This window comes from Chloroflexus sp., assembly GCF_034435895.1.
Classification (GTDB): Bacteria; Chloroflexota; Chloroflexia; order Chloroflexales; family Chloroflexaceae; genus Chloroflexus.
In genome coordinates this window covers 1-11,438 of record NZ_DAOTWH010000085.1, presented here as the reverse complement: position 1 = coordinate 11,438, position 11,438 = coordinate 1, and the positions used below count along the sequence as shown (strand labels likewise).

The following is an 11,438-nucleotide window of genomic DNA, read 5'->3' as shown; positions in this document are numbered from 1 at the left end:
TACCGAAGCCGATAACAAGATTTACTGCCCGGTCATCAAGAGTGAGTACAGTGGCCGGTCTACCGGTATGACTATTGCTAATACCTCAAACTCGAATGTAACTGTGAACGTCACTTATAAGGTATATCAAGGGACTAATACCGGCAATACCTACACCCAGAATGGCGTCACTATTCCTGCCAGAGGCTCGGTCGTCTTCTCACGTTTTAACCCCGGCACAATGGGGGGTATGCCGGATGGCAACTTAGCTGCCGCTACTGTCGAGCTAGTTGGATCGACGAATGACATCCTTGTAGGTGTAGTCAACGAGTCCAACTTTAGCGGTACACCGGTTCGAGCCACCGCTTACACGTGCTTCGGTGAAGGTTCGGCTACCAATCGGATTGCAGCGCCGTTGTTTAAGCGCGATGTGGCCGGTGTGACCTCGGCATTGGTCGTGCAAAATGTCGGGGCGAACGCTGCTGTGATGACCGCTACTTTCAAGTGCGGCACTAGTGCGCCAGTCACAGTGACCACCGGTGCCATCAATTCCGGCAGCAGCTTTAACTTCAGCGGTTTTACTGGAGCGTCATTAATGGGTAGCGTTCCATTCAACCAAAACTGTGCTGTCACCGTTACGGTGCCATCTGGCGGCAAGATCGTCGGTATCGCCCAAGAGACTGCTCAGTTTGGAACGGTTCAACCGAACCTGAACACCAAGAACTACGAGGCGTTCAACTTGCCTAACACGTAAACTTACCGCTATACTGATCGTGACGCAGCAAGTGATGGACAGGAAATGTTCATCACTTGCTGCACATAACCGTAGGAAAACAAGTTTCTGTGAATTATGTTGTGAGGTCGCTTTGAAAAAGCTTCTTTGGATACGATGGCTTCATACCTTCATGCTTGGCATCGCAGCTCTGAGCCTCGGTGCTTGTACGTCAGCAAGCAATCCGGCTACGAACACGCCAACCGCTGAGGTAAATACACCTGTAGCAGCTTATCCCGGAGCCTACCCTGCACCTATAGCTCCAGTTGCAACCAGCACCAATCCCTACCCGCCACCACCATACAGTGATCTTCCTGAGGGTCCGCAATTCACCATTAATCAACCCGTGCGCCTCTCTAACGGGCAGGTAACCGGTACCGGTCCCGCCGGCATACCTATCCGCATCGTGAATATTACCCGCGGTGCGATCGAACTGGCCACCGTAACAATTGGAGCAGATGGCACCTTTAGTGCTCCTCTGAGGGAAACGTTTGTTGGTGATCGGATAGCTATTATGCTTGGCGATATCTCCGGCACAGGATTAGACCGCAACCAGTTCATTCGAGGGCCGGGATACGAAGATTGGCCTTTGATCGGGATACTGTTTGCGAGCGCTATTGTAGAGGAGTAAGCCAACAATCCCCTTCACTCCCCCTGCCGGGGCCGGTATTGGATCGCTTCGGCTACGTGCGGCGCCGCGACCTGCTCGGCGCCGGCGAGGTCGGCGATGGTGCGGGCCAGCCGCAAGACCCGGTGGTAGCTGCGCGCCGAGAGGTTGAGCCGCTGCACGGCGGCTTTGAGCAATGCTTGACCGGCGTTGTCTGGGGTACAGAAGGCACGGATCTCGGCTGGGCCGAGATCGGCATTGCTGTGGCAGCGCGAGTGATCGCGCAACCGTTCGCTCTGGCGGCGGCGCGCGGCGATCACCCGCTCGCGCACGACTGCCGACGGCTCACCGGGCCAGTGGTGGCTCAGTTTGTCGTAGTTGATCCGCGGCGCTTCGACGTGGATGTCGATCCGGTCGAGCAACGGCCCGCTGACCCGCCGTTGGTACCGGTTGACTAGCATTGGCGGGCAGTTGCAGGTGCGTTCGGGGTCGCCATGCCAGCCGCAGGGGCAGGGGTTTTGGGCCGCAACCAGCATAAATGACGCTGGGTAGGTGACGCTGCCATGGGCCCGGCTGAGTGTCATCACCCGATCTTCGAGTGGCTGGCGCAAGACTTCGAGCCGGTGACCGAATTCGGGCAGCTCGTCGAGGAAGAGAATGCCGCGATGAGCCAGCGAGATCATCCCCGGCCGCACCCGGCTGCCGCCCCCCACCAATCCGGCAGTTGAGACCGTATGGTGCGGCGCGCAGAAGGGCCGTTCGCGCACCAGCGGCACGTCGCGCGGCAGTTGCCCGGCGACGCTGTAGATTTTCGTCACTTCGAGCGCCTCGGCAAAGCTCAGCGGCGGCAAGATTGAGTGCAACGCCCGCGCTAGCATTGTTTTTCCCGATCCCGGCGGCCCGCTCATCAGCACATTGTGCCCGCCGGCGGCAGCCACCTCTAAGGCGCGTTTGACGTGCTCTTGCCCGCGCACATCGGCAAAATCCACATGCGGTTTGGGAAGAGGCGGGGTAAAGCCGGTGACTTTCTGATACGGGTGAATCACCCGCTCGCCGTTGAGATGTTCGACTAATTCGCGCAGCGAGCGCACCGGCATGATCCGCAATCCTTCGATCAACGCCGCTTCGGCAGCGTCTTCCACCGGCAGGTACATGGTGGCAATGCCATGGGCGCGGGCCACCGCCGCCATCGGCAAAATGCCATCGGTATGGCGCAGCATGCCGTCAAGCCCCAACTCGCCGACAAAGACGGCATTGCTCAGATCAGCGCCGAGCTGGCCGGTGGCGATCAATAGACCGAGCGCAATCGGCAGATCGTAGGCCGGGCCAGCTTTGCGCAGATCGGCTGGCGCAAGGTTAGCCGTGATCCGGCGCATCGGGAAGCTGAGGCCGCTGTTGCGGATCGCCGCTCGCACCCGCTCGCGGCTCTCTTGCACGGCGGTATCGCCTAATCCTACCACGTTGAAGGCGGGCATGCCGGTGGCAACATCGACTTCTACCGCGACGATAATGCCGTCAAGGCCGATCACGGCGCAACTGTGGACTTGGGCGAGCATAGTTCCTCCAACCGCAAGACGCAGAGTGAGCAAAGACGCAAAGATTTTTAACACAAAGGCGCGAAGAACGCGAAGATCGCAAAGGGTTGTTTTGATTGTTGCAGCATCTGCGCGGCGAACAACGCCATGTCTCGTACAGCGCCAATCAGACTGCGTAACTGTTTCCACCAGCGAGCAAGCTTCACTGCCAAGCAATACGTGCCTCTACTATAGATACCGCGCGAGATCGGCAAAAGATTCGCGGCGAGATCCTATTCACCAATTCTTGCCCATTACGCTACGCCCATCTTGTCAATTGGTATGATATGCAATATAATGAACTCGTGTGTCAAGCTATTGAGTGAGCGGGAGGCTTGCGATGGAGATGGAATATTCGCTGGCGCTGGCGCTGGAGGATTACCTCCCGGTGATCTTTTCGCTGATTGGGGTGTGGTTTATTGCCCGCACGGTGTACCAACTCGACCGGGGACTGGGAGTGATGGCGTTTGCCGGTTTGGGCTTATTGGCGGTCGGCGGCGTTCTCAAGGCGACGTGGAAGTTGCTGATGGCGATTAACGGCACTGATATTCCGCTGTTCAGCCAAGCCCTGTTCCCAATGATCGCCCCCGGTTTCGCCCTGATCGCAACCGCGGTCTATGGGTATACGCGCCAGTTGCGCGGCAAGCCGGTTATTGGCTGGCTGTGGCTGGTGCCGGTGATCGTGATTGCGCTGTTTGTGGGTGGTTCGGCGTTGATTGCGTCGAATGGCGGGCCGTGGCGGGTGCCGCTGATTATGCTGGCGACGATCGGCAATGTGGCGTTGCTGCTGATGCTGGCGGTGGGTGCGTGGCGGCGCAATATGCGCGGAATCGCCGTGGTGTTCGTTGTAGTGTTGCTGGTTGTGATTGGCATGTCGCAAATGGCAACGAATGTGCCGCAGACGATTGCCGTGCAATGGTTCGAGCAGATTGCGCAGACGCTGGCCCAGTTGGCGTTCTGTCTGAGCGCATGGCAATTGACGCGACGGATGGCGCAAGAGGCGCCGGTGCGCCGGTTGGCGGTAGGAATGGCGTCGTCGTAGGGGCGAGACATGCGCCGTCGTCGTAGGGGCGAGGCATAGTCGCCCCTATGACAATGGAGCCGTTTCGATCTGACGCACCGTGCTGCGCCGGCTCCGCCGGCGCGGCTGGTCTTCCGGCGGGAACAGGGCGTCTAACACGGCGGTAATGGCTGCGTGTTCGGCTTGCACCCCGGCGGTATGCTGCTCGAACCAGTCGCTATGCCGCCACGTGAGCGCCAGCGGCGCGACGCGGCGAATGTCTTCGGTGTTGACGACACTGCGGAAATCGGCGGCAGCGCGGGCCCGCGCCCCTTCGAGCAAGGCGATTTCGGCCCGGTGCGAGGGAATGCGTAACTGTTGCACCAGCGCCAGCGTCTGCTCTTCGATCTCAGGTGGGATGGTTACGTGGGGCAGAATTTCGCGCGCCGCCATAATCTCTTCGGCGAGCGCGGCAGTCTGGGCAGCGTAGGATTGGCGGAAAGCGACCGGATCGGTGCGAAAATCGCGCGCGCGCCGGTAGATTTCCAGCCGCGCGCGGTGATCTGTCACTGGCGCCACCCATACCCGCAGGCCGAAACGGTCGAGAATCTGGGGCCGCAACGACCCTTCTTCCGGGTTCATCGAGCCGATTAACATGAATTGGCTGGGGAAGAGCCGCACCATCGCGCCGCGCCGCACAAAGGTGCGGCCTTGCGCCGCTGCGTCGAGAATGGCATCTACGACCGCCTGATCGAGCAGGTTGATCTCATCGACGTACAAGACGTTGCCATGGGCGCGCGCGAGAATCCCCTCTTCCAACCGTACTATACGCTGCTCGAGCGCAATGCGCTCGTTGATCCCTCCCACCACGTCTTCCAGCCGGGCATTGAGCGGCAACTCGATCAATCGCATTCGCTCGACCACCGGCTGGCCTTCGCCGTCAGCCGGCTCACGAGTGACTAGCGGCATCAGATCAAGCAGGCTGCGGACCGCCGTCGTCTTGCCGACGCCGTACGGGCCACTAAGCAGAATGCCGCCGATCTGCGGGTTGATCAAACCGAGGATGAGCGCGGTTTTGAGTTCGGTCTGGCCAACCATTGCCAGCAGCGGAAACGGATGGATGTCGTCGGTCATGGGGTTATCCGGCTACACACATGTCTTCCGTCATTAGCGCCTTTGCTGATATTATCGCACACTCGCGAGAGAGATGCGTTGAGGGATTGTTTCCGCTCTCTCGCTTGTCATTGCGCGCCGAGCGCCAGCGAAGCGAAGCAATCCCCCCGAGCACGGGAGCGGCACCTTTCCGCCAAAGCGGGAGATTGCTGCGGTCGGGCGGCCCCGCACGGCGGGGGCCGCCGCTCCCTCGCAATGACAGGAGGGAGAATGAGGTTGATAGCCTTGGGATACGTTGGTTGACCCTCACCCCCGGCCCCTCTCCCGCTGATGCGGGAGAGGGGCGCTGCTCCGTTCCGCTATAGTAATGTCGTTGCCGCCTGCCAAGCGGCTCCCCTCTCCCGCCGTGAGGGGGGAGAGGGGCTGAGGGTGAGGGCCATCAGCCCGTGCAGCGGGCTTCGTACCCATAGCCCGGCCCTTTAGGGCCGGGCTCCCCTTTGTGGCGGTAGGCTGAGGGGTTGCTTCCGCTGAAGCGAGAGACTGCTACGGTCAGGCGGCCCCCGCCCAACGGAGGCCGCCCGACGCAGCAAATGACAAGAGGGGGGCGTTACAACATCTCGATCTCGTAGGTCAAGAGCGGGCAATCGGGCCGCTGGCGCTCGATAAAGCTGACCACGGCTTGGAGCTGGCGCTGGGCATGCACCTGATCGGTTGCCACCACTGCCACGCCGAGCACTGCGCTCTGCCAGCGGTTTTGATCATCGACTTCGGCCACCGAGACGTTAAATTCGTTGCGGATGCGGGCAATCAGCGAACGCAGCACCTGCCGCTTCTCTTTCAACGATTGGGCCGCGGCAATGTGGAGATGGATAGTGCAAGAACCGATAATCATCGCCGTTCAGTTGAGACTATTCCAACCGCCTAACATGCTCTGCGGATCAACCCCCTGCGGGCCGCGCGGCAAAATCGCGAGTTCGGTGCGCAGGGCCGTGATCAGGCTCCGCAAGCGGTCAGTCACATCGGCTTCGAGCCAGCGTTGCTTCTGGGCCGGATCGATCTGCAACCGGCTGGCAAGCGTATAACTGAGCCGGATCGGCTCGAGCGGCAACTCCTCCACCTCGATCTCAACCCCGGTAATGGCGGCGACTCGCTCCCAATAGCGCCGGTAGACGGCGCGCAATTCGGTGGCGGCAGCAAGGGTTGCGCCATCAACCCGATCGGGCAACAGCTTGACTTGCGCCACTAGATAGGGCGCTTGTTCGACGATTTGGCTGATGCGGAAGCGCTGCTGGCCAACCACTTGCAACAGATAACGGCCATCTTCGAGGCGGAGATGCTCTTGAATCACCGCTACGGTGCCGACGTCATAAGGTTCGGGCGCAATGGCCATGCGCCGGCCCTCGATCACCTCATGGCCACGCCGTAGCAAGACAATCCCGAACGGTTGATTGGTCGATAAGCAGCGCCCAATCATCAACCGATAACGCTCCTCGAAGATATGCAAACTCATCGTGCCGCTGGGGAAGAGCAGCGCACCCAGCGGAAACAAGGGCAAGGTCTGTTCCATAATTACCCATCCGTCCACGTGCAGGTCCAGACGGTGGTTTCGGCCAGCCCAAGGTTGAGATCGATCACCAATTCAACCTCGGGGCCGGACATCGTCTGCACCAAAGTTGTTGAGTCGAAGGGCACTGGCGCGCCACGCAGCATCACCGGCACGGTGCCGATGCGCAGATCGAGCAGGTCAGGTCGCAATTCGACGGCGCTGGCGCCGATAGCGGCCAGCAAGGCCCCCCAATCAGACGAATTGCGCCGGCAGGCCGCGCGCACCGAGCCGGAACGGGCCACCGTGTTGGCGATGGTCTGCGCGGTCGCTTCATCAACTGTGCCTTGCACCACCACCTTTATCACTTTACCAGAACCGGCGGCATCGCGCACGATCTGGCTAGCCAAATCAGCGCAAAGGTAGTCGAGCGCCTCTTGGAAGACACCATATTCCCACGAACTCGAGTCAGTAATTGGCGGATGGTCGATCGCGCCGTTCGCTAAGATGATCACGCTGTCGTTGGGACTGCAATCGCCATCGATATTGAGCCGGTTAAACGAACGTGACACGCTTTGGTGGAGGGCGCGTTGCAAGAGCGGCTGGCTGATCGCTAGATCAGTGGTAATCAGCACGAGCAGTGTCGCCAGCCGGGGATGGATCATGCGCGTGCCTTTGGCCATGCCGGCGAGGGTAAAACGCGGGCCGTTGCGCAGTGAAACGCGCAATACGCGCTCTTTTGGGCGCGTGTCGGTGGTCATGATGGCGAGCGCAGCGCGGCGGCCACCGTTGCTGTCCAGCTCGCTGACGGCGCGACGGATGCCGTTGCGCATGCGTGGCATCGGCAATGGCACCCCAATAATGCCGGTTGACATCACTAACACCGAATCGCGCGGCACTTCCAATTCATCGGCAGTGAGCTTGGCGCATTCAATAGCGTCATTCAGACCGGCTTGGCCGGTGCCGGCATTGGCCTGCCCGGCGTTGATCAACACTGCCCGAATCGCGTCGTGGTTACGCAGCAAAATGGCTTGGCTGAGGAAGACCGGCGCCGCCTTGAAGACGCTGGTGGTAAACAGCGCCGCGGCCCGGCACGGATGCTGCGAATAGACCAGCGCCAGATCACGCGCTTTACTGCCCTCTTTGAGGCCAGCCGAGACGCCGGTCGCGCGAAAGCCGGTTGGGCTAGCGATGTGGCCATCTTCAAAAATGGTGAAGTTCATAGCTACTCTGCATCAATAAGGACAGCGTTAGTTTACCACACCCGGCAGATCAATCCTTTGAGGTATTCAGACTCAGGAAAACTGAGCAACACCGGATGATCGGGCGATTGGGCCAGCCGTTCGATAATCTGCACATCGCGGCCAGCATCGATCGCGGCGCCAAAGATGATTTTTTGAAAGAGATCAGCCGAAACGAGCCCTGAACAGCTAAATGTGGCGAGGATGCCACCCGGCCGGATGAGGTGCAAGGCCTGCAAGTTGATATCTTTGTAGCCGCGGGTGGCGCGTTCAAGATGGGCCTGTTGGTAGACAAACTTTGGCGGATCAAGAATGACAACATCGAATTGGCGCTGCCCTGCCCGGTAGCGGCGCAGGACGTGGAACGCATCACCCTCGACAAACTCAGCCGGTGTTGTCACCTTATTCAGGCGGAGATTATCGGCGGCCAGCGCCAGCGCATCGGCGCTCGCGTCAACGAGGGTCAGGCGCGTCGCACCGGCTTTGGCGGCGGCTAGCGCAAAGCCGCCGGCATACGAAAAACAATCGAGGGTATCGGCGCCGGAGCAATACGCTCCGACGCGGGCATGGTTAATCGCCTGATCGAGATAGATGCCGGTCTTCTGGCCGGCGGGCAGATCGGCGAACATGCGAATGCCGCTGGCCGGCTGACCGAGCGCCGTGATTGGCGTCACCGGCAAGCGCGGCGGCATTTCACCCCAGCGCAAGCCAACTGCTGGCGGTAAATCTTCCTTCTCGCGCACTTCAGCATCGCTGCGCTCGTAGATGCCGCGCGGCGCGAGCAAATCAGCTAACGCGGCCACCACCTGCTCGGCGCGCACCGCCATGGCCTGCGTCAGGAGTTGAATAGCAAGGTAGCAGCCGTAGCGATCAACGATCAAACCGGGCACCCCATCCGCTTCGCTAAACACCAGCCGGCAAGCGGTCGCGGGATCGGTCAGCCAGCGTTCGCGCCCGCTCACTGCGCGGGCGATCGTCTCGCGCAGCCACGTTTTATCGAGCGGCTGGGACTGATCCCACGTCGCTAAGCGCACGCGCAGTTGTGAGCGGCCGCTCCAGAAACCGCGTGCAAGCCAACTACCATCGCTGGCGCAAACCTCAACCACGTCACCGGGAGCAGGGTTGCCGCGCACGTGGGCGATCGCGCCAGAGAAGACCCATGGATGCCGTTGGATGATCGGCCGTTCGCGGCCAGCATGGATAGTAACAGTTACCATAGTAGACTAAATCTATCACGCGCCTGCGGCCCGGTCAAGCGGCAGGAAAGCCGGTGGCTTTACCGCGGGGGGCGCAGAGAGGTTTTTTACCGTCGAGGGCGCCGAGGACACGGAGAGGAAGGGGCAGGGACGCGGACCGTCGACCCGCCGGCATACCCTACCGCCGAGCACGCGGAGGATGGATTTTTTACCGCAGGGGGCGCAGAGGGCGTGGAGAGGCAGGGGGCAAGGAGCGCGGGCCGCCGGCCCGCCGGGCAACCGTACCGCCGAGGGCGCAGCGGATGGATTGTACCGCCGAGGACGCTGAGAGGAAGGAGGAAGGGGGCGAGGAGCGCGGGCCAGTGGCCCGCCAGCCAACCCGCTAAGGGCGCGGCGGATGGTGTCTATCGCAGCGGGCGTGGAGAGGCAGGAGGCAAGGAACGCGGACCGCTGGCCCGCCGGGCAACCGTACCGCCGAGGGTGCTGATAGCGTGCTGTGCTATCGGTCCCGCTCGTGCTGTTCCTCTGGGCCAAACATGGCCTTTGGGTTCGTTATCGCGCAGGCAGCGCTCCCGCGCACGCTTCAAGGGTGGACAGAACCCATGAGCGCAGATGCGGTTGATAGCTTTGCGCTGAGCCGGTTCACCCTCACCCCTAGCCCCTCTCCTGTAACACGTGAGAGGGGAACGCAGCGCCGAGCGTTAGGGCATCGCACAGCGATCAACGGTTTGCTCGACCAACTTTCTGTCCGCTTCTCAACCGCTTACGCGAGGGATTGCGTCGGGCGGCTCCGCGCCCTCGCAATGACGGAGCGGGCCGAATCCGTTTATGGTTATGGAGTGCGGTAGTTGTACTGCCGCACAAGACCTGTCACACTAACACCGCCCCCCCTCCCCACGCTTTACCCAACATCAGACTCGGCAACATTTGTTATGATACAGGTATCACCCGCGGTTGCAAGATTAAGGAGCTGACGATGCAATATACTCGCTTTGGCTCGACCGGCATGCAAGTGTCGCGCATCTGCCTCGGCTGTATGAGCTACGGTTCGCCGGCGTGGCGCGAATGGGTGCTCGACGAAGAGGCCAGCCGTCCGTTTATCTTTCGCGCGCTCGAACTCGGCATCAACTTCTTTGACACTGCCGATATGTATTCGCTGGGGGTGAGTGAAGAGCTGTTGGGTCGTGCCATCCGCGATTCGGGGGTTAGCCGCGACGAGTTGGTGATCGCGACCAAGGTCTACCAGCCGATGAGCGACCGGCCCAACGACCGCGGCCTCTCGCGCAAGCACATTATGCAGGCGATCGATGCCTCGCTGCGCCGGTTGGGGATGGATTATGTTGACGTGTATCAAATTCACCGTTGGGACTACGAAACGCCGATTGAAGAGACGCTCGAGGCGTTAAACGACGTAGTGCGGGCGGGCAAGGCGCTCTACATCGGCGCGTCGAGCATGTTTGCGTGGCAGTTGGCGAAGGCGCTGGGCATTCAGGAAAGGCGCGGCTGGGCCCGCTTCGTCTCGATGCAAAATCACCTCAACCTCGTCTACCGCGAGGAAGAGCGCGAGATGTTGCCGTTGTGCCGCGACGCCGGCTTGGCCGTCATCCCGTGGAGCCCGCTGGCGCGCGGTTTTCTCACCGGTAACCGACCCCAAGGCACCGGCGCGGCGACGGTGCGCGGTCGTTCCGACACCATTTCGCACGCGATGTACGATGCCAGCGACTACGTGATTGTCGAGCGGGTGAGCGAGATTGCCCGCGAGCGCGGGGTGAGCAACGCCCAAATCGCGCTGGCGTGGCTGTTGCACAAGCCGGAAGTGACAGCGCCTATCATCGGCGCAACCAAGATGTACCAGCTTGAAGAGGCGGTCGCTGCGCTGGACGTGCAATTGACGCCAGAGGAGATCAAGCGGTTAGAGGAACCCTACCGGCCAAAGCCGATCCGCGGCCATGCGTGAGCGTGCGCGGCAGTTGCACTGCCGCACGCCAGATTGTTGACAGGCGTATCCTATGCAATTCCCCATTACTCCCGCTGACATCTTGGCCGCTCGCCGCCGCATCGCCGGCATCGCCCAACCGACGCCGCTCGAACTCAGCCGGCCACTGAGCGCACTAATCAGGGCTGAGGTTTGGCTCAAGCTGGAACTGGCGCAAGTCACTGGCAGTTTCAAACTGCGCGGCGCGGCCAACGCGCTGCGCCAACTACCGCCGGGCACGCGCATCGTGGCCTGTTCGGCGGGCAACCATGCCCTCGGCGTCGCCCATGCCGCTGCAATGACCGGCCATACTGCGACGCTGGTCGTGCCGGCCACTGCCTCGCCGGCCAAAATCGCCGCCTTACGCCGGTATCCGGTTGAGCTGATCTTGCACGGCGATGGCTACGCCGCCGCTGAAGCCGAGGCGTTGCGGCTGGG

General features: G+C 61.2%; 11 protein-coding genes. 5 read left to right on the top strand and 6 right to left on the bottom strand.

The window, feature by feature from the left end:
* Together U9R81_RS05145 and U9R81_RS05140 are read left to right on the top strand one after the other, a co-directional pair.
* A partial coding sequence (locus tag U9R81_RS05145; RefSeq protein ID WP_322494445.1) for a hypothetical protein occupies window positions 1–733 on the top strand: 733 nt, incomplete at its 5' end.
* 112 nt (window positions 734–845) lie between these two features.
* Window positions 846–1,382, top strand: coding sequence for a hypothetical protein (locus U9R81_RS05140; RefSeq protein WP_322494444.1), 537 nt, complete (start codon window positions 846–848; stop codon window positions 1,380–1,382).
* 14 nt (window positions 1,383–1,396) lie between these two features.
* Here the strand turns inward: U9R81_RS05140 and U9R81_RS05135 are convergent, their stop codons facing one another.
* Complete coding sequence (locus tag U9R81_RS05135) at window positions 1,397–2,914, bottom strand: YifB family Mg chelatase-like AAA ATPase (RefSeq protein WP_322494443.1); 1,518 nt, start codon at window positions 2,912–2,914, stop codon at window positions 1,397–1,399.
* 358 nt (window positions 2,915–3,272) lie between these two features.
* Here U9R81_RS05135 and U9R81_RS05130 point away from each other — a divergent pair, with 358 nt between their 5' ends.
* Window positions 3,273–3,974 carry a hypothetical protein gene (locus U9R81_RS05130; protein ID WP_322494442.1) on the top strand — a complete coding sequence of 234 codons (702 nt, stop codon included), beginning with the start codon at window positions 3,273–3,275 and terminating at the stop codon, window positions 3,972–3,974.
* A 45-nt stretch (window positions 3,975–4,019) separates the two neighbouring features.
* On the opposite strand, the gene U9R81_RS05125 is transcribed toward U9R81_RS05130, so the two are convergent.
* The 5 genes from U9R81_RS05125 to U9R81_RS05105 form a co-directional block, all read right to left on the bottom strand.
* A complete protein-coding gene (locus U9R81_RS05125) occupies window positions 4,020–5,066 on the bottom strand; it encodes an ATP-binding protein (RefSeq protein WP_322494441.1) in 1,047 nt (348 codons plus the stop codon).
* 586 nt (window positions 5,067–5,652) lie between these two features.
* Window positions 5,653–5,937: a DUF503 domain-containing protein gene (locus U9R81_RS05120; RefSeq protein WP_322494440.1), complete on the bottom strand. Its 285-nt coding sequence runs from the start codon at window positions 5,935–5,937 to the stop codon at window positions 5,653–5,655.
* A 6-nt stretch (window positions 5,938–5,943) separates the two neighbouring features.
* Window positions 5,944–6,612: an LON peptidase substrate-binding domain-containing protein gene (locus tag U9R81_RS05115; RefSeq protein WP_322494439.1), complete on the bottom strand. Its 669-nt coding sequence runs from the start codon at window positions 6,610–6,612 to the stop codon at window positions 5,944–5,946.
* A 2-nt stretch (window positions 6,613–6,614) separates the two neighbouring features.
* Entirely contained in the window at window positions 6,615–7,811 is a 1,197-nt protein-coding gene (gene argJ, locus U9R81_RS05110) for a bifunctional glutamate N-acetyltransferase/amino-acid acetyltransferase ArgJ (RefSeq protein WP_322494438.1), read from the bottom strand.
* Window positions 7,812–7,843: 32 nt separating this feature from the next.
* Window positions 7,844–9,046 carry a class I SAM-dependent rRNA methyltransferase gene (locus U9R81_RS05105; protein ID WP_322494437.1) on the bottom strand — a complete coding sequence of 401 codons (1,203 nt, stop codon included), beginning with the start codon at window positions 9,044–9,046 and terminating at the stop codon, window positions 7,844–7,846.
* Between the two features lie 955 nt (window positions 9,047–10,001).
* Between U9R81_RS05105 and U9R81_RS05100 the strand changes: the two genes are divergently transcribed.
* Together U9R81_RS05100 and U9R81_RS05095 are read left to right on the top strand one after the other, a co-directional pair.
* Entirely contained in the window at window positions 10,002–10,982 is a 981-nt protein-coding gene (locus U9R81_RS05100) for an aldo/keto reductase (RefSeq protein WP_322494436.1), read from the top strand.
* Between the two features lie 52 nt (window positions 10,983–11,034).
* The coding region (locus U9R81_RS05095; RefSeq protein ID WP_322494435.1) for a pyridoxal-phosphate dependent enzyme at window positions 11,035–11,438 on the top strand (404 nt) is incomplete at its 3' end.